Annotated in this window: 24 protein-coding genes and 1 tRNA gene; 12 read left to right on the top strand and 13 right to left on the bottom strand. The window is 64.2% G+C overall.

Annotated features, from left to right (window positions below; all coding sequences use genetic code 11):
- Nucleotides 1-21 precede the first annotated feature (21 nt).
- From LL253_RS16670 to hemN, 7 genes are all read right to left on the bottom strand, one after another.
- Nucleotides 22-1,428 (bottom strand): efflux transporter outer membrane subunit, encoded by a 1,407-nt coding sequence (locus LL253_RS16670; RefSeq protein ID WP_228227906.1) that lies wholly within the window; start codon nucleotides 1,426-1,428, stop codon nucleotides 22-24.
- An 11-nt stretch (nucleotides 1,429-1,439) separates the two neighbouring features.
- Nucleotides 1,440-4,625: an efflux RND transporter permease subunit gene (locus LL253_RS16665; protein WP_228227905.1), complete on the bottom strand. Its 3,186-nt coding sequence runs from the start codon at nucleotides 4,623-4,625 to the stop codon at nucleotides 1,440-1,442.
- Between the two features lie 87 nt (nucleotides 4,626-4,712).
- The gene (locus LL253_RS16660) at nucleotides 4,713-5,975 is read right to left on the bottom strand and encodes an efflux RND transporter periplasmic adaptor subunit (protein ID WP_228227904.1); all 1,263 of its coding nucleotides are present in this window, start codon (nucleotides 5,973-5,975) and stop codon (nucleotides 4,713-4,715) included.
- Nucleotides 5,972-6,364 (bottom strand): hypothetical protein, encoded by a 393-nt coding sequence (locus LL253_RS16655; RefSeq protein WP_228227903.1) that lies wholly within the window; start codon nucleotides 6,362-6,364, stop codon nucleotides 5,972-5,974. Before LL253_RS16655 ends, LL253_RS16660 begins: the two co-directional genes overlap by 4 nt.
- Nucleotides 6,365-6,738: 374 nt before the next feature.
- Nucleotides 6,739-7,368, bottom strand: a complete 630-nt coding sequence (locus LL253_RS16650) for a TetR/AcrR family transcriptional regulator (RefSeq protein ID WP_407696124.1) — start codon at nucleotides 7,366-7,368, stop codon at nucleotides 6,739-6,741.
- Between the two features lie 74 nt (nucleotides 7,369-7,442).
- A complete protein-coding gene (locus LL253_RS16645; RefSeq protein ID WP_228227902.1) occupies nucleotides 7,443-7,688 on the bottom strand; it encodes a hypothetical protein in 246 nt (81 codons plus the stop codon).
- A complete protein-coding gene (gene hemN / locus LL253_RS16640; protein WP_228227901.1) occupies nucleotides 7,678-8,982 on the bottom strand; it encodes an oxygen-independent coproporphyrinogen III oxidase in 1,305 nt (434 codons plus the stop codon). Before hemN ends, LL253_RS16645 begins: the two co-directional genes overlap by 11 nt.
- 140 nt (nucleotides 8,983-9,122) lie before the next feature.
- On the opposite strand from hemN, the gene LL253_RS16635 reads away from it, so the two are divergent.
- Nucleotides 9,123-9,788 carry an OmpW/AlkL family protein gene (locus LL253_RS16635; RefSeq protein ID WP_228227900.1) on the top strand — a complete coding sequence of 222 codons (666 nt, stop codon included), beginning with the start codon at nucleotides 9,123-9,125 and terminating at the stop codon, nucleotides 9,786-9,788.
- 71 nt (nucleotides 9,789-9,859) lie between these two features.
- On the opposite strand, the gene LL253_RS16630 is transcribed toward LL253_RS16635, so the two are convergent.
- Nucleotides 9,860-10,357, bottom strand: a complete 498-nt coding sequence (locus LL253_RS16630; protein ID WP_228227899.1) for a GNAT family N-acetyltransferase — start codon at nucleotides 10,355-10,357, stop codon at nucleotides 9,860-9,862.
- A 20-nt stretch (nucleotides 10,358-10,377) separates the two neighbouring features.
- Nucleotides 10,378-10,749 (bottom strand): hypothetical protein, encoded by a 372-nt coding sequence (locus LL253_RS16625; protein ID WP_009822821.1) that lies wholly within the window; start codon nucleotides 10,747-10,749, stop codon nucleotides 10,378-10,380.
- 107 nt (nucleotides 10,750-10,856) lie between these two features.
- Between LL253_RS16625 and LL253_RS16620 the strand changes: the two genes are divergently transcribed.
- The 3 genes from LL253_RS16620 to fixJ are packed head-to-tail and all read left to right on the top strand — an operon-like array spanning nucleotide 10,857 to nucleotide 13,470.
- The gene (locus LL253_RS16620; protein WP_228227898.1) at nucleotides 10,857-11,672 is read left to right on the top strand and encodes a universal stress protein; all 816 of its coding nucleotides are present in this window, start codon (nucleotides 10,857-10,859) and stop codon (nucleotides 11,670-11,672) included.
- 20 nt (nucleotides 11,673-11,692) lie between these two features.
- Nucleotides 11,693-12,844 carry a sensor histidine kinase gene (locus tag LL253_RS16615; RefSeq protein WP_228227897.1) on the top strand — a complete coding sequence of 384 codons (1,152 nt, stop codon included), beginning with the start codon at nucleotides 11,693-11,695 and terminating at the stop codon, nucleotides 12,842-12,844.
- Nucleotides 12,841-13,470, top strand: coding sequence for a response regulator FixJ (gene fixJ / locus LL253_RS16610; protein WP_228227896.1), 630 nt, complete (start codon nucleotides 12,841-12,843; stop codon nucleotides 13,468-13,470). Before LL253_RS16615 ends, fixJ begins: the two co-directional genes overlap by 4 nt.
- Before the next feature lie 290 nt (nucleotides 13,471-13,760).
- On the opposite strand, the gene LL253_RS16605 is transcribed toward fixJ, so the two are convergent.
- The 4 genes from LL253_RS16605 to LL253_RS16590 form a co-directional block, all read right to left on the bottom strand.
- A complete protein-coding gene (locus LL253_RS16605; protein WP_009822817.1) occupies nucleotides 13,761-14,498 on the bottom strand; it encodes a peptidase in 738 nt (245 codons plus the stop codon).
- A 76-nt stretch (nucleotides 14,499-14,574) separates the two neighbouring features.
- On the bottom strand, nucleotides 14,575-15,447 hold the full coding sequence (locus tag LL253_RS16600; protein ID WP_228227895.1) for a transglutaminase family protein: 873 nt from the start codon (nucleotides 15,445-15,447) through the stop codon (nucleotides 14,575-14,577).
- A 19-nt stretch (nucleotides 15,448-15,466) separates the two neighbouring features.
- The gene (locus LL253_RS16595; RefSeq protein ID WP_009822815.1) at nucleotides 15,467-16,399 is read right to left on the bottom strand and encodes an alpha-E domain-containing protein; all 933 of its coding nucleotides are present in this window, start codon (nucleotides 16,397-16,399) and stop codon (nucleotides 15,467-15,469) included.
- Nucleotides 16,400-16,433: 34 nt separating this feature from the next.
- Entirely contained in the window at nucleotides 16,434-17,843 is a 1,410-nt protein-coding gene (locus LL253_RS16590; protein WP_009822814.1) for a circularly permuted type 2 ATP-grasp protein, read from the bottom strand.
- A 273-nt stretch (nucleotides 17,844-18,116) separates the two neighbouring features.
- Between LL253_RS16590 and LL253_RS16585 the strand changes: the two genes are divergently transcribed.
- The 8 genes from LL253_RS16585 (at nucleotide 18,117) to mobF (ending at nucleotide 26,242) form a co-directional block, all read left to right on the top strand.
- Nucleotides 18,117-18,193: transfer RNA gene (locus LL253_RS16585), tRNA-Met, on the top strand.
- A 162-nt stretch (nucleotides 18,194-18,355) separates the two neighbouring features.
- Nucleotides 18,356-19,552, top strand: coding sequence for a tyrosine-type recombinase/integrase (locus LL253_RS16580; RefSeq protein ID WP_228227933.1), 1,197 nt, complete (start codon nucleotides 18,356-18,358; stop codon nucleotides 19,550-19,552).
- The gene (locus LL253_RS16575; protein WP_228227894.1) at nucleotides 19,549-20,448 is read left to right on the top strand and encodes a hypothetical protein; all 900 of its coding nucleotides are present in this window, start codon (nucleotides 19,549-19,551) and stop codon (nucleotides 20,446-20,448) included. Before LL253_RS16580 ends, LL253_RS16575 begins: the two co-directional genes overlap by 4 nt.
- Before the next feature lie 174 nt (nucleotides 20,449-20,622).
- Complete coding sequence (locus LL253_RS16570; protein ID WP_228227893.1) at nucleotides 20,623-20,796, top strand: helix-turn-helix domain-containing protein; 174 nt, start codon at nucleotides 20,623-20,625, stop codon at nucleotides 20,794-20,796.
- Between the two features lie 291 nt (nucleotides 20,797-21,087).
- Complete coding sequence (locus tag LL253_RS16565) at nucleotides 21,088-21,516, top strand: hypothetical protein (RefSeq protein ID WP_228227892.1); 429 nt, start codon at nucleotides 21,088-21,090, stop codon at nucleotides 21,514-21,516.
- Between the two features lie 207 nt (nucleotides 21,517-21,723).
- Entirely contained in the window at nucleotides 21,724-22,095 is a 372-nt protein-coding gene (locus LL253_RS16560; RefSeq protein ID WP_228227891.1) for a hypothetical protein, read from the top strand.
- Nucleotides 22,092-23,936, top strand: a complete 1,845-nt coding sequence (locus LL253_RS16555) for a type IV secretion system DNA-binding domain-containing protein (protein WP_228227890.1) — start codon at nucleotides 22,092-22,094, stop codon at nucleotides 23,934-23,936. The genes LL253_RS16560 and LL253_RS16555 overlap by 4 nt, the downstream gene beginning before the upstream one ends.
- Nucleotides 23,936-26,242, top strand: a complete 2,307-nt coding sequence (gene mobF / locus LL253_RS16550) for a MobF family relaxase (RefSeq protein WP_228227889.1) — start codon at nucleotides 23,936-23,938, stop codon at nucleotides 26,240-26,242. The genes LL253_RS16555 and mobF overlap by 1 nt, the downstream gene beginning before the upstream one ends.
- Nucleotides 26,243-26,301: the final 59 nt, after the last annotated feature.

Genomic DNA, 26,301 nt, shown 5'->3' with positions numbered 1-26,301 from the left:
TTGTTGCCCCGCCTTCTTGGGTTAGCCTTCCCTCCAGCCGCCACCCAGTGCGCGGAACAGGTCGACCTGGGCGAAGGCGACGTTGCGGTCCGCGCTGGCGAGGTCCGCGTCGGCGGCAGCCTGGGTGCGCAGCGCATCGAGAACGGTCAGGAAGTCGATCCGTCCCTCGCGCTGGCGGGCGGTGCTGATGCGCGCCGCGCGGGCGGCCTCATCCCGCGCGGTTTGTAGCGCGGCGCGGCGTGACAGCGCCTGAGCGTAATTGGACAGCGCCGTTTCTGTTTCCTCCAGCGCGCGAAGCACGGTGCCGTCGAAGCTGGCGAGCGCGACGTCGCCGTCGGCGCGCGCTGCGGCGATCCGCGCGCGATTAGCCTCCTGATTGGGGAAAGCCCAACTGATGAGCGGGCCCAGCAGCCAGTTGAGCGGGCCGCCGCCAAACAGGTCGCCGCCGCCAATGGCCGTCGTACCGACCGACCCGCCCAGGGTGATGCGGGGGTAGAGATCGGCCGTCGCCACGCCGATCCGTGCCGTGTCGGCCGCCAGCCGTCGTTCCGCCGCCCTCACGTCGGGCCGTCGCGCCAGCAGCGCGCGGCCGTCGCCGACTGGAATCGGCTGCGTCAGGTCGGGCGTCTGCCGCGCCGTGCGCACCGCGTCCGGCAGGTCCTGCGGCGTGCGGCCGGTCAATGTGGCAAGGCGGAACAGGGCGGCGTTGCGGTCGGCCTCCAGCGACGGGATGAGCGCGGACTGCTGATCGCGCAGCGACGTCACCCGCACCACGTCCAGCCGGTCCGATCGGCCGACGTCAAAGCGCGCCTGGGTGATGCGTAAAGACCGGTCGAGCAAATCCACCGTCTGACGGGCAACAGCGATCCGTTCGGCCGAGGCGGTGGCGTCGACATAGGCGCGCACCGTATCGGCCACCACCGCGACCCGCACGGCGTCAGCATCGGCGGCGGCCGCCGCAGTGTCGCCGCGCGCCGCCTCGATCGATCGCTTCACCCGGCCGAACAAATCCACCTCATAGGCGACGTCCAGTCCCATATCGATGGTCCAGTTTTCCCGGTCCATGCCGGGCAGTGTCTGCGCCTGGGACACGCGGCCATAGGTCGGCGATCCGCTGAGCGTGGTGCTGGGCAAGCGGTCGGACCGCGCACCGCGCAGCTGGGCGCGGGCGCGTTCCAGCCGGGCGACCGCGACGCGGATGTCGGTATTGGCCGCCAGCGCATCGCGCACCAGCGTGTCGAGCAGCGGATCGTCATAGAGCCGCCACCAATGATCCTGCGCCGGGCTCTGGGCGACCGCCGGGTCCGCCGCCCCGATGAACGGGGCGGCCGCGCTGGCGGGCGGTGCGGGCGGGCGATAGTCCGGCCCGGCGGCACAGGCGGTCAGCGCACTGGCGCCGAGCAGCAGCGTAATGAAATGCCTTGTCATGGTTTTCGTCCTCATTCGGCGGGCTGGATCGCGGTCGCGTCCGCCTGCCCGCGCCGGCGCTGGGCGAAGCGATCGCCCAGCGCGCGGCACACGACATAGAAGGTGGGGGTGAAGAGCAGGCCGAAGGCCGTGACGCCGGTCATGCCGAAGAAGACCGCCGTGCCGAGCGCCTGGCGCAATTCCGCGCCCGCGCCGCTCGCGATCACCAGCGGCACCGCCCCCAGGATGAAAGCGAAGCTGGTCATCAGGATCGGCCGCAACCGGGTCTGCGCCGCCTGAACCGCGGCCTCGATTGGTGAAAGGCCCTGTTCTTCCTCCGCCTGCTTGGCGAATTCGACCACCAGGATGGCGTTCTTCGCCGCCAGCGCGATCAGCACGACCAGGCCGATTTGCGTCAGGATATTATTATCCATCCCGCGCAGGTTCACGCCCAGCATGGCCGCGAACAGACACATCGGTACGATGAGGATGATCGACAGCGGCAGCGTCAGGCTTTCATATTGCGCCGCCAGCACCAGAAAGACGAAGAACACCGCCATGCCGAAGACGAGCCCGGCGGTATTGCCCGCGCTCTTCTGCTGAAAGGCGACGCCCGTCCATTCAGCGCCATAACCGGACGGCGCTTCCGCCGCGAGCTTCTCCATCGTCATGAGCGACTGGCCTGAGGAATAGCCAGGCGGCGTGTCGCCGTCGATTTCCACCGCCGGCATCAGATTGTAGCGCACCACGCGATAAGGGCCGGTCTTGTCCTCGAACGTGGCTACCGATCCGATCGGCACCATCTGCCCGCTGTTCGACCGCGTTTTTAGATTGGCGATGTCCGCCACCGATCCGCGATGCTCTGCATCGGCCTGTGCGGTGACGCGATAGGTGCGGCCGAGCAGGTTGAAGTCGTTGACGAAGGCGGAGCCCAGATAGACCTGCATCGCTTCGAAGATGCGTTCGGGCGGCACGCCCAGAAGGTCAGCCTTGCGGCGATCGACATCGGCATAGACGCGTGGCGTCCCAACGTCGAACAATGTGTAGACCATCGACAGGCTGGGTGACTGGTTCGCCTTGGCGATCAGGTCGTTCGCCTGTTTGTTGAGATCCGCATAGCCGCGTCCCTCCCGGTCCTCCAGCATCATGCGATAGCCGCCGGCGGAACCGATGCCCTGGATGAGCGGCGGGGGCACCAGCAGGATGCGCGCCTTGTCATAGCCCGCGACCGCCTTGTTCGCCTGCTCCATGATGCCGGCGTATGTGACGCCTTCCTTCTCCCGCTCGGCAAAGCTGTTGAACGGGAAATAGATCGCCGCGCTGTTGGGTGCCTGCGTCTGCGACGGGCCGTGGAAGCCAGCGAACATCACCGCGCCGCGCAGGCCCTTGATCGGCAGGATCTTCTCCGCAACCTCGCGGGTCACCTTGTCGGTACGTTCTAGCGACGCGCCCGAAGGTAGCTGGACCACGGCCAGGAAATAGCCCTGATCCTGGGCCGGAATGAAACCGCCGGGCGTCACCCAGAACAGGGCGATGGTGGCGGCGATCAGGCCGGCATAGGTCAGCAGCATCTTCTTGGGCCGTGCGACCAGGAAGCGGGTGAGGCGTCCATAGCCCGCGCTCATCCGGTCGAACCCGCGATTGAACGCGTCAGCGCCCTGGCCGAGCTTCTGCCGCCAGACCGGATCGCCGCTGCGGTCGCGGGGACCATGTTTGGGCTTGAGCAGCAGCGCGGCGGCCGCCGGCGACAAAGTTAGCGAGAGGATCAGCGAAATGACCGTCGCGGTCGAGATGGTGACGGCGAACTGCTGATAGAAGGCGCCCGAAATGCCGGTGATGAACAGCGTCGGCACGAACACCGCGCACAGCACCAGCACGATCGCGATCAACGCGGTCGATACCTCGTCCATGGACAGGCGCGCGGCCTCCAGCGGCGACAGACCGTTTTCGATGTTGCGCTCGACATTTTCGACCACGACGATGGCGTCATCGACGACGATGCCGATCGCGAGCACCAGCCCGAACAGCGACAGATTGTTGAGACTGTAGCCAAGCCCCGCCAATATCGTCGCGGTGCCGATCAGCGAGACCGGAATGGCGATGATCGGGATGATCGCCGCACGCCAGTTTTGCAGGAAGACGAGGATCACCAGCACCACCAGCAGCACTGCCTCGACCAGCGTGTGATAGACCGCGTCGATCGACTGGCTGATGAATTCAGTGGGATTGTAGATGACGCTATATTCCAGCCCCTTGGGGAAGCGCTGGGACAGCTGGTCCATTTCCGCCTGCACCTTTTCCGCCGCGTCGAGTGCGTTGGAGCCGGGCCGCTGCATCACCGCGATGACGACGGTGGGCTTGTTCGACAGATAGGTGTTGATGCCATAATCCTGCGCGCCCAGCTCGACGCGGGCAACGTCGCGCACGCGCACTTGACGCCCGTCGGCATCGCTGCGGATGACGATGTCGGAAAATTGCTCGGGCGTCTTGAGACGGCCCTGCATTTCGACGCCGATCTGGAAGGCTTCGCCCCGGTCATAGGGCGGCTGGCCGATCGAGCCGGCAGAGACCTGCACGTTCTGGGCGCGGAGCGCCGACACGATCTCACCGGCGGTCAGGTCCAGCGCGGCGGCGCGATCCGGGTCGATCCAGATGCGCATCGCATAGTCGCGCGATCCAAACAGTTGCACGTCGCCCACGCCGTCAAGCCGAGCCAGACGATCGCGCACCTGCGTCAGCGCATAGTTGGACAGGTAATTGCGGTCGAACGTGCCGTCGGGCGATTGCAGGTTCACGACCATCAGGAATTCGGGCGTGGTCTTGCGGGTAACGACGCCTAGGCGCTGCACTTCTTCGGGCAGGCGCGGCACGGCGACCGCGACGCGGTTCTGCACTAGCACCTGTGCGGCATCCAGGTCGGTGCCGATCTTGAAGGTGACGGTGATCGTTACCTTGCCATCGCCGGTCGACTGGCTGCTTTGGTACAGCATGTCGTCGACGCCATTGATTTCCTGCTCAATCGGAGCGGCGACGGTCGATGCGACGGTTTCGGCCGATGCGCCAGGATATTGGGCGGTGACGGTGACCGTGGGGGGCACGATGTCGGGATATTGGCTGACCGGCAGGCCGATGAAGGCCAGCGCGCCGACCACGGTGATGACCACCGCGATCACGGCGGCGAAGATCGGCCGGTCGATGAAGAAACGGGAAAAGCGCATCGGATCGTCCTTTGCGAGCGAAAGGGATGCCGCGCGATCCGGCTGGGCCGGATCACGGGCTTGGGAATATCGAGCTGTTGCGGGCGCTTATCGAGCGAACGTCGCCTGTGCTGCGGCCGGGGTCACGCTATCAACCGGGGTCACCGGCGCAGGCGCAGGCCGGATCGTCGCGGGCCGTGTCGCGACCTTGGCGCCGGGCATTGCCGCCTGAACATTGGTGATGACGATCCGGTCTTGCGGTTTGAGCCCGCTGCGGATGATGCGCAGCCCGTCAACAACAGGTCCCAGTTCAACAGGCTTCGCGGCAACCCTGTCATCCTTGCCCACGACCAGTACGGTCTTGCGCGCCTGATCTGACTGGATCGCTGCGTCCGGCACCAGCAGGGCGCTCGCCTTGCCGCCATTTGCAAGGCGCATATTGCCGAACATGCCCGGCGTCAGAAAATTGTCGGGATTGGCGAAGACCGCGCGAATGCGGATCGTGCCGGATCGCGGATCGAGGCCATTGTCGGTGAAGTCGAGCCTGCCCTTGTGGCGATAGTCGGCCTCGTCCTGCAATCGCACCTCGACCAGGCCGCCGTCCGCCTGATCCCGTTGCGACTTGAGGTAGAGCGCTTCGGAGGCGTCGAAGTTGAAATAGATGGGGTCGAGCTTGTTGACCGTGGTCAGCAAGGTCGCGCCATTGCCCTCCGCCCCTGACACCAGATTGCCGATATCGACGCGGCGATCCGACACGCGGCCGGAAATGGGCGCGCGAACCTGGGTGAACTCGACGTCGAGCGCGCGGCTGCGTTCGCGCGCCTGCGCGCCCGCCAGTTCCGCCTGGGCCGCCTGCAAACGCGAACGCAGGGAATCGACCTCGCTGGCCGAAACCGCTTCGTCGCCGGTCAGACGCTGGACGCGGGCATAGTCATTCTTCGCCAGCAGCAACGCGCTGCGCGCCGATGCGACGCTTGCCCGGGCTTCGGCCAGCGCGGCGCGGAACGGACGCTGGTCGATGGTGAAGAGCAGCTGGCCCTTGCGCACATAATCGCCGTCCTGAAAATGAATGGCGGTGACGGCGCCCGACACGCGGGGGCGAATGTCGACGGTCTGGCTGGGGGCGAAGCGGCCGACATATTCGTCCCACTGGGTCACGGCCCGCTGCAACGGGGCGGATACGCCGACCGAGGCGATCTGCGCCGCCTGCGCCTGTGCTTGCGGTTTATCGACCAGCTTCCATACGCCTCCCAGTGCCACCACCAGGGCGATCGCGGCGATCCCGCCCTGACGGCGCGACCATCGGCGACGGGGCTTCCGTGGGGCCGCGCCCTGCGCGCCGTCGGTAGAGATTTTGCTCATCTGGTTCATGCGAAACTCCGGCGTGGGCGGGCATGACGGCCCGCACTGATGGCGGCGAGCAGCAGTTCAAGCTGCGCGGTGGAAAAGCCCGCGGCGCGAAAGGCGGCCAGGGCGGAAAGCGATACGGCATAGCCGCGATGCCAGGCTTCGACGGCCAAGCGCCGCAACGCCTCCAGCCGTTCGCTGGCGAGCGTCAGGTTCGTGTCTTCGCCGAAAATCCAGCGGCCCAGGCGGACGAAGCGCCCCGGCCCTTGCAGGGATCGCAAGCCATCGGTGCGGGCCAGTGCAACGATCTGCCATTCTTGCTGGGTGAAGTCCGTGGGGGTCGAAACCCCTTGAGCGATTGATGCAACCGGGGCGGGGCCGGCCATGGGTTGGCTGAAATCAAGGAAAGCCATGAGGATGCTCCTTCCTGTCGCTGTGAAAATCCTGTCTGAAGCGAATGCGCGTCCTTAGGCCCGGAGCGCGATCAAAGGCGTCCCGCGGCTTGCGCCCGAAATTTGCGCAGACCATCCCGTCTGGCCGCGCGGCTACGCGTCAGGGAGAAAGGCTGTGATGATGGAAACGATGCGACCGGGCGGACCCGACGTGCGTCGTTACCCCGCCGTCAGCGACAGCGGAAGATGATGGGAATAACGTTCAAGATTGACCTCCCCGGGCAGATGCCCAGTTCCTTCTATACCAAGCGGTATATATTAACCGGACCTGTCTGGTCAAGAGGCTTTTCTGTACCGGAAGGTATTTTATTTGCAATGCGGCATGGAAGCTGAATTCAACGTCCCGGCCACATCGACAAGGTGATGTCGATCAGCGCTTCCAGCCGCTCGACCGCGACGCCTGCGCCAGCCTGCACAGCCATGCCCTGCAACACCGTCGACAGATAGCAGGCCAGCGCGGCCGGATCGACATGGTCGGGCAGGTCGCCTTCGTCGCGCGCGCGTTCAAGGCGTGCGACCAGAGCGCGATCCGATGATGCCCGACGCGCCAGGATTTCGTCACGAATACATTCGGAATGAGCGGTGCCGCCCACTGCGCTGATGACGCCCATGCACCCCTTGGGATCGGTGCTGTTGGTCTGGATCGCCAGGGAACCGCGCAACAGCCGTTCGGCCACCTCCCGCGACGTCGGCGCGTCCAGCGCGGATTTCATGTAGCACAGCTTGTCGCGTTCGTAGAGGTCGAGCGCCTTGCGAAACAGCGACTCCTTGTTGCCAAAACAGGCATAAAGGCTGGGCTTCGTGATGCCCATGGTTTCGGTCAATTCCGCCAGCGAAGCGCCTTCATAGCCGCGACGCCAGAACACCTGCAGCGCAGCCGACAGCGCCTGTTCGGGATCGAACTCCCGTGGCCTCCCTCTCCCGCTTTGTGTCACCGTTTCCATACCGATCGGTATATAGGCCATGGGGCCAGAATGTCCAGTGCCGCTAGATCTTGGCCCATGGCTCTTACCCGTCGCTTTCGGTGTCGGCATTCCTTTCAGGCCGGATCATCGCCGCCGCCAGGGGGCACCCGCCCGGCGCGTTCTTTCTTACCGGAACAGAGCATCAGATGGCACGGGCCTGGCTGCTGTTCGGGCTTTACAGGCTTTCCTCCGGGCGGGACCCAGCCAGGTGGGGGCGTTCCGCAAAAGGGCACGGAAGCGGGCGCGGCGGCATGGGGTATGGCGGCCGTCGCCAGCGACAGGCACGCCAGCGCTGGCAGGACCGAAACGCTATACTGCATGGCTGAACCGTTGCTCACGCGGCTCCAGATAGGCATCGAAGGTCGATGCGATGGCGCGGGCATAGGGCAGCGCGGTCGGATGCAAGGTCACATGGCTGCCCTGCCGATGCAGCAGACCCAGTTCCTCAAAGCGGGAAAGGTCCGGCAAGGGGAGGGTGCCGACATGGGCCTCGCCCCGGCATAATAGCAACTCGATCACGCGGCCGCGCGCCTGATCATCCGGTGTCCGGATCACGCCGCGACAGGCGCCGGCCTGTCCTGTCGCCATCCTGTCGCGATAGGCGCCAGCGGCCTTCTCATTTTGCACAAGCAGGTCTGGGAAGGCACTGATCGCGCTTGCCCCCATGCCGATCAGGACGCCGGCATCGTCATCGGTGAAGCCCTGGAAATTGCGCCGCAGCCCGCCCCTTCGCGCCGCTTGCGCCATGCTGTCGCCGGGCAGCGCGAAATGATCGAAACCGATCGGCAGATAGCCGGCCGCCAGGAACTGGGCATGCCCCAGCGCCGCCATGGCGAAGCGCTCCTCCATATCCGGCAGCGCGCTGGCATCGATCCGGCGCTGACGCGGGAGCAGGCCCGGCATATGCGCATAGCCAAACAATGCAATGCGCGCGGGCACCATGCGCACGGTCGCTTCCAGTGTCGCGGCCAGATCGTCGAGAGACTGGCCCGGCAATCCGTACATGAGGTCAAATCCCACCGCGATGCCGATCCGGCTGAAGCGCTCCATCGCGCGTTCCACCATGTCCAGCGGCTGGATGCGGCCGATCCGCGCCTGCACGGCCGGGGTAAAGGTCTGCACGCCCAGATTGACCCGGCCGACCCCCATGACCCCTATCGCGTCGATCCACGCCCGGTCCAGTCTGCGGGGGTCCAGTTCCACGGAGATTTGCGCATCGCGCGCGTCGAAGCAGCGGATCACCTGCTGAAGCAGGCGGACGAAATCGACCAGCGGCAGGCTGTTTGGGCTGCCCCCGCCAAAGGCGATGCGCGTGATATGCCCGCGACCGCCAAGGCGCTGCGCCGTCGTCGCAATCTCCTGTTCCAGCGCATCGACATAGGCGGCCAGACGATGGCTGCGATTGGCAGCGCCGGTGTTGCACCCGCAATACCAGCATATGTCATGGCAATAGGGAATGTGCAGATAGAGCGAGACGGGGGTGCCCTGGGCAATCTGGTCGATCCGCTCCAGCATCGCGTCGGCGCCCACGGCGTCGCTGAACTGCGCGGCGGTGGGATAGCTGGTGTAGCGGGGCACGGGCCCGGCGAGCAGGTCGGGATGATAGGTCCACATGCCGCTTGCCTCGCATGGCGAGGACGCGGCTGCATTGCGCTCGATCAAAATTCCCGTTGCGCCTGATCAATGCAGCGCCCGCCGATGCGGGTCAGAGCTGCATCTCCGAATAGGTCATATCGAAGGGAAGGAGATCCATTATGCAGCCTATCAAGACGCTGTTGCTCGCTGCTGCCGGTGCCGCCGTTTTTGCGAGCGCGCCCGCCCAGGCGAAACAGGGCGACATCCTTGTCCGACTGCGCGGCATCGTCGTCGCGCCCAATGAGAAGAGCGGGAGCGTGCTGCCAGCCTTTCCGGGCGAAAAGGTCAGCATCGACAATGCGGTCGCGCCGGAAATCGACGTCACCTGGATGGCGAGCGACCATATCGGATTTGAGCTGATCGCCGCTACCACCAAGCATAGCGCCAGCGGGCGCACGGGCACGACGGGATCGATCGGCAAGCTGGCATCGACCTGGGTCTTGCCGCCGACGTTGACCGCGCAATATCATTTCCTGCCCGATGCCCCCGTGCGGCCCTATGTGGGGGCGGGTGTCAATTATACGCTGTTCTATAGTGAGGATGCGTCGGGCGCGCTGGAGAGCGCAGTCGGCCAGACGAAGGTGCATATGTCCGACAGCTTTGGCTGGGCCGCGCAGGCTGGGGTGGACATCGACCTCAATGACCGGCTGTTCCTCAATATCGACGTTAAATATATCGATATCGATACGACGGCGCGGCTGTCCACCACGGCGGCGGGCGTGCAGAAAGTGCATATCGACCTTGATCCGCTTGTGTTTGGCATCGGCGTCGGCATGCGCTTCTAATTAGCGGGGGGCAGGGGAGAAGGGCGTCGTCCTCTCCTGCCCCCACCCAATATCGGTCGTCGCCCAAGCGGTCAGAATTGGCGTTCCAGCAGCACCAGTGCATGGTCCCCATCGACTGGCCGGGCGACGAAGCCCTTTTCCCGTTCCAGCGTGATGGCGGCGTGATTTTCCCGGCTCTCGATCGACTGGATTGCGCGGACGCCCCATTGCCGTGCCTGCGCGGCGGCATAGTCGAGCAGCGTCCAGCCAATGCCACGCCCCTTATAGTGCGGGCTGATGGAGATCGCGACTTCGGCGATTTCGATTGCCTGATCGGCGGCCAGCGTGGCTGCGGCGATGATCTCGTCTGTGCCCGGCAGGAGGGCGAGGATGGTTTCGTGTCGCCCATGGTCGAAGGCCGCTATGTCCTGCGCCTGCGCTACGGTCAGATGTCGCACCGACGACAGGAAGCGGAAGCGACGGTCTTCATCCGATACGATGTCGAAGAAGGCCGCCACCGCCTCCGCATCGGCCGGTGTCGCGGGGCGGGTCGAAAAACGGAAGCCGGTGCGGGTGACAAGGTCATTCATGGGCATGCTCCTTTTAAGGATCAGGCGGCGGCGAGCCCGCGCACGAGAAAGGGCAGGCGCGTACCGTCGGGTTCGGTCAGGGTCAGATAGCTGCCTGGCGCGATGCTGTGGGCGTCCAGCCGGTAGATGCGCTCGTCGTCCGCGTCGCCCGGCGCATAGGACAGCGCCCAGCCATCGCCGGTGCGCAGCAGATAGCCGTGCTGGTCGGGTTCGTTGGGCCAGAAGCGGCGCACCGTCGCCAGTTCCGGCCGGGTGCGATATTCCTGTTCGTCGATCATCCCGGCCGGATCGAGCGGCAGGCGAAGCACGTAGCTTCGCGCTGCTGATCCCTTGGGGAAGGTGGGCGTGCGCGCCAGTTCCAGGCGGATGGTCGACCAGGTCATGGCCACCATTTTCCGCGATCCGACGCAGCGCCGAAATAGGGACTATCCCGGATGGCGGGCCGGACGGGCGTCCGATAGCCATCGTGGCGAGCCTCAATGATCTGGAGGAGCCGATCATGAAGACGATCCTGCTGCATGTGCATGACGACAGAGGGGCCGAAGCGCGGTTGCAGGCGGCCTGTGATATTGCCCGCGCGACCGGCGCGCATATTCGCTGCGTCCAGTTGACGGCCATGCCCGCGATGATGATGGCCGATGCCTTTGGCGGCGCGGCGCTGGCACCGTCGGTGATGGAGGAACTGGAAGCGCATGATGCGTCGGTGCGGCTGCGGCTGGAAGCGCGGCTGGCCCGGGAGGATGTGTCCTGGGACTGGAGAAACTGGTCCAGCGACCCAGTGCCGGGGTTGCTGTTCGCCAGTCGCCTGACCGATCTGGTGATCCTGTCGCTGGCGCAACATATGCGGCAGGATGTGGACGATCCGCTCAACCTGGTGGCGGACGTGGTGCTGGGCGGACGGACCCCGGTGCTGGCCATGCCGGCCACCGCGCGCCATGTCGATCCGACGGGCTGCGCGATCGTCGCATGGGATGGATCGGCCCCGGCGGCCGCGGCCCTCACACGCGCGACCCCGCTGCTGAAGCGCGCGCAGGCCGTGCATATCGTCACGGTCGAGGAAGCGGACAAGGACCGGTTTCCATCGACTGAGGCGGCCGAATATCTGGCCCGCTATGGGGTTGCGGTGGAATTGCATGCCCTGCCGCGCGAGGGCGCGGCGATCGAAACGATTTTGGCGGAAACCGCCGTGCGCCTTGGCGCCGATTGGATGGTCATGGGCGTCTATGGCCATGGCCGCATGCGCGAAATGATCTTTGGCGGCGTGACGCGCGCCCTGCTGCGCGATACGCGCATCCCGCTCTTGCTGGCGCACTGAAAGGATTGCATGGTTCCGCGATGGCTGTAGCGGATGACGAGACAGACGGACTGAACCGGCAGGCGCATAGCCTCGAACAGGCGCTGCTGTCGTCGATCCTGAGCACCGTGCCCGATGCGCTGATCGTCATAGACAGGCAGGGTCACATCGTGTCGTTCAGCGCCGCCGCGCAGGCCATGTTCCAATATGCCGAAAGCGACGTTCTGGGCGAAAATATCGCGATGCTGATGCCTTCGCCCGATCGCGAGCGGCATGATGGCTATATCGACCATTATATGCGGACCGGCGAGAAACGGATCATCGGCATTGGCCGGCTGACCAGCGCGCGGCGGCGCGACGGATCGGTCTTCCCGATAGAATTGTCGGTGGGCGAGGTGCAGGATCGCGGCCGGCGGCTATTCACCGGCTTCATCCGCGACCTCACCGAGCGGCAGCAGGCGGAGCGGCGGGTTGCCGATCTGCAAGCCGAACTGGCCCATGCCGGGCGAGTCACCGCCATGGGGACGCTGGCATCGGCGCTGGCTCATGAATTGAACCAGCCGCTTGCCGCCATCGCCAATTATATGGAGGCGGGGCGCGACCTGCTGGCGGCGCCGGGCGACATCGACCGGGATTTGCTGGGCGAGGCGATGCGCGAAAGCGCGGGGCAGGCATTGCGCGCGGGTGAGATCATCCGGTCGCTGCGCGAGTTCATCAAGCGCGGCGAGACGGTGCGCGGGCCCGAAACGCTGCGCACGCTGCTGGCCGAGGGGGCGGCGCTGGCGCTCATCGGCATGCAGAGCGGGGGGATCGATATGGATGTGCAGGTAGACGCGCGTATCGACAAGGTGCTGGTCAACCGCGTGCAGTTGCAGCAGGTGATCATCAATCTGGTCAAGAATGCGGTGGAGGCGATGCACGGATTGCCCGTGCGCATCCTGCGGTTGACGGCCGCGCCCGATGCGGACGGCAAGATCGAAGTCGTGGTGGCCGATTCCGGCCCGGGGCTCGACCCCGCCATGTCGCGCACGCTCTTCACCCCCTTCACCACCAGCAAGCCGGGCGGCATGGGCGTTGGCCTGTCGATCAGCCAGACCATCATCGAAGGTCATGGCGGCCGCATCTGGGCGACGCCGTCGCAATGGGGCGGTACGGCCTTTCATTTCACCCTGGACCGCGCGGACGAGATATGAGCCAAGCCTACCCCATCTATGTCGTCGACGATGACGAGGCGATCCGTCGGTCGCTGTCCTTCCTGCTCAAAACAAGCGGCTTTGCCGTGCAGCTGTTCGAGGGCGGGATGCCGTTCCTGAAGGAGGCCGGACATCTCGCGCCGGGCTGCGTGCTGCTGGACGTGCGCATGCCCGACATGGACGGTCTGGAGGTGCAGCGCGAGTTGCGCGGGCGGGGCGTGATGCTGCCAGTTATCATCATGACCGGCCATGGCGATGTCGACATGGCCGTGCAGGCGATGAAGGCAGGGGCGAGCGACTTTATCGAAAAGCCGTTCGAGAAGGCGGCGCTGCTGGCGTGCATTGCGGCGGCGCAGCGCCAGTCGGTCGCCGAGCGCGGCCTGTCGGCGCGGGCCATGGAGGCGCAGGCGCGGCTCAACGTCCTTACCGATCGCGAGCGCGATGTGCTGAACGGGCTGGTCGATGGCCTGCCCAACAAGACCATCGCCTATGACCTGGGCATCAGCCCGCGGACGGTCGAGATCCACCGCGCCAACCTGATGCAGAAACTGGAGGTCCGCAGCCTGGCCGAAGCGTTGCGAATCGCCTTTCACGCCGGTCAGGGCGCTGACGCGCGATCGGGCTAAGTCGGGCCGCATGCTTTTGACGCCGGCGTGACAGGAGCGAAGTTCACACGCTTTGCGCTTTTTGGGCTCGAAGCGCCCCCTTCGCGCCTGCGAAGCGACCACGAAGCGACCACGAAGCGACACTAGCCCGCCGCGCCAACCGCCGCCACGCAGCGGCCGCGGGGCCGTGCGCGATGCGCTGTCAGGGTCGGCGACATGGCGGATGGGGGCGGTCATCCACCAGGATAGATCAGAGATTATCCAACATTGGAAGCACATGGCCCGCAGCGGGCAGGGGGCGCTTTTTCGCGTCAGCCCAGCACGTTGGGCAAATCCTCAAACCCCTTGCGCAGGGCGGCGCTCCAGCTTTGCGAGATACGGGCAAATTCCTCGTTATCCGCTTCGATGCGGGTGCGGACGCGAAAATCGAACATGTCGGTCGGGATCACGACCAGATCGAGCGGCATGCCGACCGACAGGTTGGAGCGCAGCGTCGAATCCATCGACACCAGCACCGCCTTGGTCGCGTCCTCCAGGCTGGTTTCGCGGGCGATGATCCGGTCGAGGATCGGCTTGCCATATTTATGCTCGCCAATCTGGAAGAAGGGGGTGTCCTCGGTCGCCTCGATGAAATTGCCGGCGGAATAGACGAGGTAAAGGCGCGGCTTTCCGCCCCGGCGCTGCCCGGCGACCATGATCGACGCGCTGGCGCCCGATCCGCCCATTTCGATATTTTCACGATAGCGTTGCTGCATCGCCTGCATCGCCGCGCCGATGATCTGCGCCACCCGGTACATGGTGTCGCAATTGAGGATGGTTTCGACATCCGGGTCGAAGGCGGATTCCTTGATCGCCTTGCTCAGCAGGGACTTGACCCCCTGGGTGATCGACAGATTGCCCGAACACAGCAGGGTGATCGCCCGTTCGCCGGGCACATGATAGGTAAAGCTCTTCCGAAAGCGCGCGATATTGTCCATGCCCGCATTGGTGCGGGTGTCGGACAGCATCACCAGTCCCTGGTCGACGCGCACGGCCACACAATAAGTCATGGCCCCCCGGCCTCCCGATGCAATTGATCCGATCGACGAATCGTCGGACCCTCCATCCGACGTGCGGACCGAGTTTTCAACCTGCGCCTGGAATCGGGGGCGTGCTTTGTTGCTGCTGGCGTTGCAATTGGCGCTGCTCCATCCCCTCTTCGGCCTGCGCGATGCGGACATCGGCGTCGATGCAGATGTCCCCCGCGACAGTGACGGAGCCCCGGATCGGAGCGGCGTCATCGGCGTCCAGGCCGCTGGCGATCCGCAGATAGCGTTCGGTGACGCAGACGCGGTTGGATGGATCGAAGCCGATCCAGCCCAGGTCCGGCAGCCAGGCCTCCGCCCAGCCATGGGTTTCGTGCAGCGTGTCGCCATCGCCTGAAAGTAGATAGCCCGAGACATAGCGGGCTGGCACGCCAAGCGTGCGCGCGGCGGCAATGAAGATTTGCGCGTGGTCCTGGCACACGCCCGCGCCAAGCGCGAACGCATCGGCCGCGCTGGTGTCCGACGTGGTGACGCCTGCGCGATACTGGACCGCGTCCACGACGGCCGCCGACAGGGCGTGCAGCATGGCGAGCGGGCCGCCACCGGTCGGCAGGGTGCGCGCCATCGCGGCAATCGCTTCTGAAGGGCGTGTCAGCCGCGTTTCGCGCAGGAAATAGCGGGGATCGACCCGGCCATTGAGATGGCCCATCACACCATGCCGATCCTGCGTTTCGACCAGTCCTTCGGCCACGATCGCTGCATGGGTCAGCGGGCTGTGGCAAACCCAGATCGCCTCCATTTCGCCATAGCTGTTGGGGCGGAAGCCGGTGAGCCTGTCGTCATTGACCAACACCTGCCAGTCCAGCACGCGCTGCGCAGGTGTATCGACCGGCGTCAGTTTCAGCCGCATCGCGACGCGGCCCGTGGCGGTGGCATAGCTGTAGATGGTCTGATGGCGGACGATCAGCTTCATTATCGGGTCATCCAGGCCATCAGCCGAAATGATAGGTCTGGGCGATCTCCGCGCCCAGCCTGTTCGTCACCATCAGGCCATGTTGCACGGTTTCGTGCAGACCCTGTCGGAAGATTTCGCCGCTGTCCTGGCTTTCAAGGCCGGCCACCATATCCTTGACCGTGTCGTGGCACGGCCCCTTGGCGTCGTGCCAGCCCGCCAGGCGGTTGAGCCGGTAGGCAAGTTGATCGTAGCAATAGGCGACGCTGCGCGGAAATAGGCGGTTGAGCATCAGGAAATCGGTGATCTGCCAAGGGGTGTAGGTGCCGCCATAGACATGATGGTAGGCGCGCGCGCCCGACAGCGCATAGAGCACCGACGTCCATTGATAATGGTCGCGATTGCCGCCGATCACCTCGGTTTCGGGAAGCAGGACATAATATTTGACGTCGAGCAGGCGCAGCGTCATCTGCGCGCGCTCCAGCGCCGATCCGCAGCGCAGGAAATCATGGCCTTCGTTGCGCAACTGGCCCGAATGGGCAGCGCCGCGAAAGGTCATGACGCGGGTTTTGACCCAGTCGATCAGGCTGGGGAGCTGTTGGCGCGCTTCGGCCACGTCATAGCTGTCGAGCTTGCGCCAGCCCTCATTGAGCGCTTCCCACATGTCCTGCGTCAACATGGTGCGCGCGGACTTGGCATTGGCGCGCGCCTTCAACAGGCAGGAGCGGATCGAGCTGGCATTGTCGAGGTCCAGCATCAGATAGGCGACGGCGTCGCTTTCGGTGACGGTCGATCCTTCGGGAAAGCGATATTCCGCCCCCGTCGCGCGCACGACCGATCGCCATTCGTCGCGATGATGCGCGCCCGGCAGGATCGCCATGCGTTGCCCCATGGTCAGGAGCCGCGCGGTCGCCTCTGCGCGTTCCATGTAGCGCGCCATCCAGTAAAGATTTTCGGCGGTCCGGCTCAGCATGGACGGGCCTCATGGGTCGGGACGGGTCTCATCATCATTCCTGCAGCACCCAGGTATCCTTGACCCCGCCGCCCTGGCTGGAATTGACCACCAGCGATCCTTCGGTCAGGGCAACGCGCGTAAGGCCGCCGGGCACGAGTCGGATTTGCTTGCCAACCAGGCAATAGGGCCGAAAGTCGGCGTGGCGGCCCACGACCGACGCCGGCCCCAGCGTCGGCACAGTCGACAGGTCGAGCGTGGGCTGGGCGATGAATTCGCCCGGATTGGCCTTGATGCGCTCCGCATAGGCTTCGACTTCGGCATGGCTCGCCTTGGGGCCGATCAACATGCCGTATCCGCCCGACCCATGGACTTCCTTGGCGACCAGATCGTGCAGATTTTCCAGCACATAGGCGCGTTCGTCCGGCTTGCCGCACTGCCAGGTCTGGATATTGTCCAGGATCGGCTTTTCACCCAGGTAGAAGCGAATCATTTCCGGCACATAAATATAGACCGCCTTGTCATCGGCGATGCCAGACCCCGGCGCCGACGCCAGCGTCACGCCGCCGTTGCGATAGACGTTGAAGATGCCGGGCACGCCCAGCAGGCTGTCGGGGCGGAAGACCAGCGGGTCGATATATTCGTCGTCGATCCGCCGGTAGATGACATCGACCGCCTTTGGCCCCAGCGTCGTCTTCATCCAGACGCGATCATCATCGACGAACAGATCGGCCGGCTCGACCAGTTCGACGCCCATCAGGTCAGCCAGGAAGCTGTGCTCATAATAAGCGCTGTTGAGCGATCCCGGCGTCAGCACGACGACGACAGGGTCGCCCTTGCACGCGGGCGGCGCGACTTCCTTCAGGCTCTTGAGCAGCTCGGCGGGATAATCATCGACGGGCGCGACCACGCCCTGCGCGAACAGTTCGGGGAACATGCGCGTCATGATCTCGCGATTTTCGAGCATGTAGGACACGCCAGAAGGGGTGCGGCAATTATCCTCCAGCACTTCGAAACTGCCCGGCCCGGTGCGCACGATGTCGATGCCCACGATATGGCTGTAGACCTTGCCCGGCGGGGTGAAGTCGGCCATTTCCGCCAGATAGGCGCTGTTCTTGTAGATGATGTCGGCGGGCATGATGCCCGCCTTCACGATTTCGCCGCGATGATAGACATCGTGCAGGAAGGCGTTCAGGGCGCGGGCGCGCTGGCGGATGCCCCGGTCCAATATACGCCATTCATTGGCGGTGAAGATGCGCGGCAACAGGTCGAAGGGAATGAGCCGTTCGGGATCGCCGCCTTCGCCATAGACGGCGAAAGTGATGCCGATGCGCCGGAAAATCGCCTCCGCCTCGTCCATGCGTCGGTTGAGCCCGGCAATGCCGGTGCGGTCCACCCATTTTTGCACTTCGTCATAACAGGGGCGGATTGACCCGTCGGGCTCGAACATTTCATGGAAGGGCAATTGGACGATCCTCCCTCGGCCGGCGGCCGGTTGTGCATTGCAATATTAGTGCGCCGCGCCGTGGTGAATGCAAGGCAAAAGTGGCGAGTGGCAAAAAGGTTGCCAGGCTGTTGACTCTAAATGGCGGAAAAGTCGTTTCTCTTCGTTTTAACGCGGGATTTTGAGGCGCGCATCATGCGCCCGCCAAATTTTTCGCGCGCCCCGTTGACCGCCCGAGCGCCGCTGCGTATAGCGCCGCCTCACCGTCGGCCATGTGCCGCGCGATGCCCATGGGGCGGAGTAGCTCAGCTGGTTAGAGCAGCGGAATCATAATCCGCGTGTCGGGGGTTCAAGTCCCTCCTCCGCTACCAATCTCCTGTTTGCCGATACCCGCGAACGGTTGAAAAATCCCTGATTTCCGCTAGTTTAAGGGCATTCGCTGATCGTCGGCGACCGCCTCTGATTGCCCATAATTGCAGTCGATGGGGCCGAATCTGGGGGCCTCGCGAAGCCCCCGCAGACCGGAGGCCCCCATCGTGCTGACAGACACCGCAGTTCGTAACGCCAAACCCAAGGCAAAAGCCTATAAAGTCTCGGATTCACTGGGGCTATATCTGCTGGTCAATCCGAAGGGCAGCAAGCTGTGGCGGCTGAAATACCGCATAAACGGCGTAGAGCGGAAACTGGCGATAGGGCCATACCCGCAATTCACGCTGGCCGAAGCGCGCGCGGCTCGCGACGCCGCCCGCAAGCAGGTCGCCCATGCCATCGATCCCAACTATGCCAAGCGTCAGGCGCGCATCGAAGCCAGCCTTCGCGCGGAGAATAGCTTTGCCAAAGTCGCGGGAGAGCTGATCGAGAAGCGCCAGACCGAGGGCGTGTCGCCACGAACGCTTGAGAAATATCAATGGGTGTTGAAATTGTTCAGCGCCGAGTTCGTGCGCAGGCCCGTTGCAGAAATTAACCCTGCCGAGCTGCTGCATGAATTGAAGCATCAGGAGCGCCGGGGAAAGTTCGAGACGGCGAAGCGGATGCGTTCTTTCGCGAGTCGGGTTTTCCGCTATGCCGCCGCCACGGCAAGAGCGGAGCGCGATCCCGCCCAGATGCTCTTGGGCGCATTGATCCAGCCAAAGGCAAAGCATTTTGCGGCCATCACCGAACCAACGGAGTTTGGTGCGCTGCTGCGAGCCATTGAGGATTATTCCGGCGATCCGGCGGTGATGCACGCATTGAAATTGACGCCCCATGTGTTTCAGCGCCCCGGCGAACTGCGGCAGATGGAATGGGCGGAGGTCAACTTTAACAAGGCGGTGTGGACGCTTCCCCCTGCCAAGATGAAAATGCGGCAACCCCATGCGGTGCCGCTGTCGCGGCAGGCGCTCGCAATCCTCAAAACCATGCACGGGCTGACCGGGAACGGAAAATATGTGTTCCCCTCCGTCAGAACGCGGGCGCGTCCCATGTCCGAAAACACCGTTACCGCCGCGTTGCGGCGCATGGGCTATACGAAGGATCAGATGACCGCCCACGGCTTCCGCACGTCCGCGTCCTCGCTGTTGAACGAATCCGGAAAATGGAACCCCGACGCCATCGAGCGCGCCTTGGCTCATATGGTTTCCGGTGAAATCCGACGTATCTATAACCAGTCGGCCTATTGGGCAGAGCGTGTTGCAATGGCCCAATGGTGGAGCGACTATCTGGACGAGTTACGGGAAGGCGGAAACAGATGACAAGCGGCCGCGGTGAAGGATGGAAGGTCTTCGCGGACGGGGATGGTGTTGACGATATTCCACTTTGGAAGATGCTAGCGAAGATCAGGTCGGATGATCTTGACGAGGGGTTGAACGCCAATGCGGCGGTTCTCAATCGGATCAAGCCGCCATATTCGCGGAATTACAATCTTGCTCTCGCCATCAGCAGCGGTTTCGGGTTTCTGTCTGTCCTGTTCCTGATCGGACTTGTGATTTCGCCTCGCTCGGAAGCGACAGATTTTTTCTTCTACCTCACATTGACCATGCTGGCAGCGGCAATGGCTCCGCACCTCTGGCGGCAAGCATATCAATATGGCCTGAAAATCCCGGAGGCTCCGCTGGACCTGCGCCACGCATCCGACCAACTGTTTGACGAGGTGCTGGCGCATTTGCAGAAGGTGGATGGCCCGCACGCCTATTATCTCTCCCGCTTTCGTAAGAAGCGGATTCCGCTAAACCGCAGGCAGTTTTTTGGCAGGCTGCGCTATTTCCTGTTCTCCGAACATAGCAAAGATCGGGCTATGGTCATGCGTTTCCCGACCGCGATGTCCCTCCCGGCCGACCTTTATCTCCATCGCGATGACGTGGAGAAGATATTGGCGATGAGTACGCCGAAGCGGGCAGCGGGACCGGGCCGGACTGTCAAATACGCCTACATCGAAGCCGCTTTCGATCTACGCGCCGATCCGAGGCTGAACACGCTGGACCTGAACGACGAAGCGGCTGCGATCCATTCCATCACCGATTGGCTTTTAGAATGGTTCCAAAGCGCAGCCAATGTGTCCGCCGACGTGCCCGACCGCAAACTATTGCCCCCCTATGCCAGAAAAATTTTCAATCATTTGACGAATCGCCCTTCACGCGAAGGCCGCTGACAGTCGTTTTCCTTTTTTTCGAATCGGCGGGGCATTTTTGCCGCGTGCCATTTGTTTTCGGTCAGGCGTGCCATTGGCGGATTTCTGCGGCTTTCCCATTACTGGACGGCCCCCAGGCAATCATGTGCAACTTGGCATGTCTCTCGCCGCGAGTCGGCAAGCAAGGAGACACACATGAAACCCATCGCCATATCCATCAATGACACCGCCAAGGCGCTGGGCGTCGGAAGATCGTCGGTTTACGCGCTGATAAAATCTGGCGGACTGGATGCCATCAAGATCGGCAGACGAACCTTGCTGACCACGGAATCTATCCGGCGTCTGGCGCAGTCCAGAACCGTCATCTGACCCGCAGGCGTTCCACGGCCAGCCTTTGAGTTGGCGGGCCGCTCCGCGTCTGCGGTTCACCCCAAACCCATTGAACTCTGAAACCCGTGTTTTCACGGACAGGATGCCCTATGCTTATCTTCCGTAAGGCCGTTGATCGGCTGGCCGACATGCTGCGCCGTGACCGCAAGGTTACGTATCGCGCGTTCCTCGATGCCCGCACCGCGTCCTATGTGACGCCGTTGCTCGACAAGATCGTCGCTGACGACGCGGATGGCGACACGATTCGCAATGCGCTGATCCCGTGGAAGCGTGCCCAACGCCCCCCCCATCGCCATCTATCACGGCGACATTTCCCAATGCCGGATCGACGGACCTTGGCAGGTGGCGGACGACCAGTGGCTTCCCTTGGGCGGCCTGATCGTCACCAGTGGCGTGACCGCCCATCTTAATCCGTTCGAGGCACAGGCGCTGCACAAGCGGATGCAGCAGGCGATTGAGGATGTGACCCTCGCGTGGGTCCGGGAGCATGATCTTTTTGCCCTCCGCCATGTCCCGGAAGAAATCGACCGGAGCATTGCCGACCCCGCCGCCAAGGCGAAGATCGCGGCGTGGGCGCTTGGGAAGCCCGAGGCCGACACCATGCCGGACGCAAGCCCGGACACGGCGCGCGATTGCTGCCCCGGCGAACCCAGTGACGGCTTGTGCGCCCTTTGCCGGAAAGGACTGGGACATGCCTGATATGGTCGCCGCAACGGCAAGGTTGCAGGGCTGCGATGCTTCGCATCGAGCCGACAATTCAGATACACACCTCACGCACGGGTGCATCCAGCATTTGCGCGGGTTTGACGGGATGCTGATAGCATCTCGCCAAACGGGAGGATACAGGAACGGCGCAAATGCGCCGTTCCTTGCGATGGCGAATAGCATCTCGGCTGGAGCGGCGCGATGAGCGCCCGCGCTCAGACCGTGCGGCTCTCTCCGGCCCAACACCGCACCCTTGCCAGCTTTGCCCGGCAACGCGGATTGAGCGAATATGCCATGCTCGCCCGCGTCGTGGACACAGGACTGGCCGCCCTCGTTCACGGAACAGGCTGCGCGATCGACAGCCGCGAGATCGTGAACGAACTGGCATCGGTCAGCACACGCATTGTCGATGTGGAGCGGATGCTGGACCGGGCGCTGTTCACCGCATGTGCTGCCTATTGCTACGCCCGCAGCGCGGCCAACGGCGCGCGCAAGAGCGACGAGATCGTCACCGACGAGATCACCGCCGCCTATAATCGCCAGCGGCGGCTTGCGCGGGAGAACCGACCATGACCCGCACCGACGATCGCCGCAACCATGCCGATGCCCTGCGCAAGCATCATCTCAACACCCAGGGCGCGCGCCTCAAGCGACAGACTATCGTCATGCTGGCCTGCGTTGCCCTCGGCGGACTGGGATTGCCCAACATGATGCTGGGCCGCGACGCGATGCAGGCCACCGGAACCTACTACCGGGCCAGGACCAAGCTCTGGGCCGTATCCGGCTGGGAAGCCGATGCGGGGATCGACGTTCGCTATCCCGACCATATCGAGGAAGGGCGTTCGGCACGCCAGATCATCGCCCATCCCTATTTCCGACGGCGCGTCGATCTTGTCTGGTACTGGACCATGTGGGGATGCTGGCTGGGCTTCGGCACCTGGCTTGTAGGCTTGATCGCCTTGCGTGGCGCGATGGCGCGGCGGCGTGAGCACCTGCTAGCCGATCGCTGGATCGGCGGAACGCAGGTGGTGGACGAGAAGCAGCTGGCCAGGCTGACAGAGAAGGAGGCTGACGCCCACACCTTTTCGGTCGGCAAAGTGCCGATCCCCGCTCGTCTGGAGACCCGCCACATGGCGATGATCGGCACGACCGGCAGCGGCGAGACCACAGCCCTGCGGCAATTGCTCGATGGGATCGAAGCACGCGGCGAAGCCGCGCTCGTCTACGACACCAGTGGCGAGTTCATCGCGCACTATTATGATCCGGCGCGCGGCGACGTGATCCTCAATCCGTTCGATGCGCGTTGCACCTTCTGGTCGCCCTTCGCCGAGATCGCACATCCTGCCGATGCCGACCGCATCGCACACCAGCTTATCACCGAGACGGGCCAGCATGATAGCGACGTGTGGCTCGACACTAGCCGCATTCTTGTCGCCAATATGATCCGCGCCTTATGGCAGGAAAACAAGTGCACGTTGCCCGACCTGCTTCATGCCTTGAAGAACCGGCCCAAGGACGACCTCAAGGAATGGCTCGCGACAAGTTCGTCAGCCCGCACATTTGCCGACGATGCGGACCGGGCGACCGGCAGTGTCCTGTTCATGCTGGCGAAGGCAGCAGACCTGATCCAGTTCCTACGCGCCGAGGACGACAAGTCCAAAGCCTTCGCCTTCCGCACCTTCATTGAAAATCTGGACCAGCATCCCGGTGCGCGGCCCTGGATATTCGTGCCAAGAAAGGAGGACTATTTCGAGGCATCGAAGCCGCTGCTCGCCTGCTGGCTGGTATGTGCCGCCAGCGCCATGCTGGGCCTGCGCCCTTCCGAAGACCGGCGTATCTGGTTCGTGCTGGACGAACTGGCCGACCTGCCCCGCGTCGATAATCTGGCGCGGCTGCTTCCCGAGGGTCGCAAGTTCGGCGCGGCGGTGGTGCTGACCTTTCAGGCGCTGGGCCAGATGCAGCACCGCTATGGGCCGCAGATAGCCGAATCCATGCTGGGCTGCTGCAACACCAAGCTGTTCCTGCAAACCATCGACAGCGAAACCCGCCAATGGGCCAGCCAGACAATCGGCGACTGTGAGATGGAGATTAGGACCAAGACCGACATGCTCGGCGACGGCGATGAGGGCCACCGCATCAATTTGGGCCGGATGCGCGAGGTGCGGCCTGCCGTCATGGAAAGCCAGCTCCGCCTCGCACGGCACGAGGGCTATCTGCTGCTGCCTGACGGCTTGCCGGTGGCCAGGATCAGATTGACTGCCGATCATGTCGCGCGGCGTGGTGCGCCCCGCCAGTTGGGGTTCGTTTCTGCCGATCCGGCGACCATGCTTGGGGGACAGACCTCGCAAGCTGTGCCGCCATCACCGGAGCCGTTGTCTCCCTCTCCTAAGCCCGACAGTCAGGGGCCGGTGTGATGGTGGCGTCGGTATCAGCCCTCACCAGTTCGGCGCAGGCCAGCAACTATTATGAAGCCGACGACTATTATGCCGAGGGAGGACTATCGCCCTCCCAATGGCAGGGCCAAGGCGCGGAGGCGCTGGGGCTGTCCGGCGAGGTGAACCGCGATCAGTTCCGCGCCTTGCTCGACGGTAGGATCGGCGATCAGCAGCTTGGTACTGTTCGGGACGAGAAGTTGGAGCATCGCCCCGGCTGGGACGTGACCTTGAGCGCACCCAAGTCGGTGTCAATCATGGCCGAGGTGGCGGGTGACCGTCGGTTGATCGAGGCGCATGGTGAGGCAGTGAAAACCGCGCTGGCCCATGTCGAACGCCATATGGCCGCCACCCGTATCCGCGACGGCGGCAGCGTCATCCGCGAGGCGACCGGCAATCTGGTCATCGCCAGCTTCCAGCACGGCACTAGTCGCGCGCACGACCCACAGCTTCATACACACAATGTCATCATGAACGCGACGCAGGGTGAAGACGGTGCCTGGCGCAGCCTTGAGCCGCGCGCGATCTATCAGCTTCAGACGCAGATCGGGGCGATCTACCGGCAGGAACTGGCCTTGAAGGTCCGGGAATTGGGGTATGAGATCGGCGCGGGCAAGGAGTCCATGTTCGAGATCAAGGGCGTCTCCAGCCAAGTCATCGAGGCGTTCAGCACCCGCAGCGCCGAGATCGAGGCGGCATTGGCGGAGCGTGGTTCGTCCCGCAACACGGCAAGCGCCATCGAGAAGCAGGTGGCCACGCTCGACACCCGTGAGGCCAAGGTTGCTGCCGATCATGGGAACCTTGTGGCGGAGTGGCGGGAGACGGCCGCCAAAGCAGGGTTTGGGGCGGAGGTAAGATCGATGATGGTCAGGGAGGCAGAAGCCAGGGCCGCCGATCCCGCCCATCGCGCGGCGATGGAATTTCAGGGTGGCGGCGGCGCTGCCCGAGCCGTCGCTCATGCCGCCGACAAACTGGGTGAACGGCAGTCGGTGTTCTCCGCCGCCGCCTTACAGGAGGAAGCCGGAAGGATCGGGTTGGGTCAGATCGGGTACGCCCAGATCGGGGCGGCGATCGAGGGGGCCACCAAGCAGGGCGATTTGATCGACCGCACCCATATCGACCGGCGTGGTACGGCGTTTGCCGGGTTCACTACGCGCCAGAATGTCGAGACCGAAGCCAGGATGTTGCGGATCGAGGCCGAGGGGCGCGGCGGCCTCGCCCGGATCGCTTCGCCGCTTGCCGCCGCCAGGGCTGTGGCTAGCGCAGCGGCGCAGGCTGAGCGCGCAGGCCATGACTGGAATCCCGATCAGCGCGCCGCCACCGAGCAGTTACTGACCAGCCGCAACCGGATCACTGCCGTCCAAGGCTATGCCGGCACCGCCAAGACCACGACCGTGCTGGCGACCTTTGCCCGCGAGGCCGAGGCGCGCGGGGTGGCGGTGACCGCCCTGGCTCCGACCGCCTCGGCGGCGATGGTACTGGGCGAGGCGCTGGGGACGCGCGGCGATACCGTTGCCCGGCACTTGCTGTCGCCAGAGCGTGGCGATCACACCCGGCCCGCCGCGTGGATCGTGGACGAGGCGTCGTTGTTATCGGCGCGCGATACCGCGCGGCTGTTTGACCTCGCTGCAAAGCACGACGCCCGCATCGTGCTGGTCGGTGACGTGAAGCAGTTGGGTTCGGTCGAGGCGGGTGCGGCCTTTGCCCAATTGCAGGGCACGGGCATGGAAACGGCCAGACTGGCCGAGATCGTGCGGCAGACCAACCTTGCCACCAGGGAGTCTGTGATGGCGTCGATCGAGGGCGATGCTAGGAAGGCGCTTGCCGCGCTGGACCGGGGTGGCGGGCAGATCATTGAGGAAGCCGACCGGGCTACACGCTTCGCGGCCATCGCGGAGCAGTACGCCGGGCTCGACAAGGCCGGGCGTGGCCGCACCATCGTTATCGAGCCGTCGCGCGAGGGACGCGATGCACTGACCGCCGACATTCGCGCGGCGCTTACCCGGTCGGGGGCGCTGACCGGCCCCGCCGCCCCGGTTGAAGCTCTCGTGAACAAGGGGCTGACCCGCGCCGAAGCGCGCGATCCCTTGAGTTACGACAAGGGCGATGTGGTGCGCTTCACCCGTGACTATGCCGACAAGGGTGTGGCGCGCGGCGAAGCCTACCGCGTCGAGAGCATTGATGCGGCCAGGGCCGCCATCGCGCTAAAGGCGGAGGATGGGCGCGAAGTGGACTGGCGCTTGCGGCAATGGGGTGCGGGTCATGCCCAGACTGTTGATTTCCACTGAGAAGTGACCCGGGTAGGGCGTAAATTTCCACTGAGAATTGACCCATGTTGAACTCGTCC

The sequence above is a fragment of the Sphingobium soli genome, assembly GCF_020782245.1.
Classification (GTDB): Bacteria; Pseudomonadota; Alphaproteobacteria; order Sphingomonadales; family Sphingomonadaceae; genus Sphingobium; species Sphingobium soli.
The sequence above is the reverse complement of the archived record's forward strand: the minus strand, read 5'-3'. Positions and strand labels throughout refer to the sequence as shown.

Bases quoted from the DNA above. Each gene is read 5' to 3' on its own strand.
- LL253_RS16670 (WP_228227906.1), bottom strand. From the start codon at position 1,428: ATGACAAGGCATTTCATTACGCTGCTGCTCGGCGCCAGTGCGCTGACC.
- LL253_RS16635 (WP_228227900.1), top strand. From the start codon at position 9,123: ATGCAGCCTATCAAGACGCTGTTGCTCGCTGCTGCCGGTGCCGCCGTT.
- LL253_RS16645 (WP_228227902.1), bottom strand. From the start codon at position 7,688: ATGCAGTATAGCGTTTCGGTCCTGCCAGCGCTGGCGTGCCTGTCGCTG.
- LL253_RS16625 (WP_009822821.1), bottom strand. From the start codon at position 10,749: ATGGTGGCCATGACCTGGTCGACCATCCGCCTGGAACTGGCGCGCACG.
- LL253_RS16570 (WP_228227893.1), top strand. From the start codon at position 20,623: ATGAAACCCATCGCCATATCCATCAATGACACCGCCAAGGCGCTGGGC.
- LL253_RS16555 (WP_228227890.1), top strand. From the start codon at position 22,092: ATGACCCGCACCGACGATCGCCGCAACCATGCCGATGCCCTGCGCAAG.
- LL253_RS16575 (WP_228227894.1), top strand. From the start codon at position 19,549: ATGACAAGCGGCCGCGGTGAAGGATGGAAGGTCTTCGCGGACGGGGAT.
- fixJ (WP_228227896.1), top strand. From the start codon at position 12,841: ATGAGCCAAGCCTACCCCATCTATGTCGTCGACGATGACGAGGCGATC.
- LL253_RS16605 (WP_009822817.1), bottom strand. From the start codon at position 14,498: ATGACTTATTGTGTGGCCGTGCGCGTCGACCAGGGACTGGTGATGCTG.
- LL253_RS16600 (WP_228227895.1), bottom strand. From the start codon at position 15,447: ATGAAGCTGATCGTCCGCCATCAGACCATCTACAGCTATGCCACCGCC.
- LL253_RS16665 (WP_228227905.1), bottom strand. From the start codon at position 4,625: ATGCGCTTTTCCCGTTTCTTCATCGACCGGCCGATCTTCGCCGCCGTG.
- LL253_RS16650 (WP_407696124.1), bottom strand. From the start codon at position 7,368: ATGGCCTATATACCGATCGGTATGGAAACGGTGACACAAAGCGGGAGA.
- hemN (WP_228227901.1), bottom strand. From the start codon at position 8,982: ATGTGGACCTATCATCCCGACCTGCTCGCCGGGCCCGTGCCCCGCTAC.
- LL253_RS16595 (WP_009822815.1), bottom strand. From the start codon at position 16,399: ATGCTGAGCCGGACCGCCGAAAATCTTTACTGGATGGCGCGCTACATG.
- LL253_RS16620 (WP_228227898.1), top strand. From the start codon at position 10,857: ATGAAGACGATCCTGCTGCATGTGCATGACGACAGAGGGGCCGAAGCG.
- LL253_RS16655 (WP_228227903.1), bottom strand. From the start codon at position 6,364: ATGGCTTTCCTTGATTTCAGCCAACCCATGGCCGGCCCCGCCCCGGTT.
- LL253_RS16630 (WP_228227899.1), bottom strand. From the start codon at position 10,357: ATGAATGACCTTGTCACCCGCACCGGCTTCCGTTTTTCGACCCGCCCC.
- LL253_RS16560 (WP_228227891.1), top strand. From the start codon at position 21,724: ATGAGCGCCCGCGCTCAGACCGTGCGGCTCTCTCCGGCCCAACACCGC.
- LL253_RS16615 (WP_228227897.1), top strand. From the start codon at position 11,693: ATGGCTGTAGCGGATGACGAGACAGACGGACTGAACCGGCAGGCGCAT.
- mobF (WP_228227889.1), top strand. From the start codon at position 23,936: ATGGTGGCGTCGGTATCAGCCCTCACCAGTTCGGCGCAGGCCAGCAAC.
- LL253_RS16660 (WP_228227904.1), bottom strand. From the start codon at position 5,975: ATGAACCAGATGAGCAAAATCTCTACCGACGGCGCGCAGGGCGCGGCC.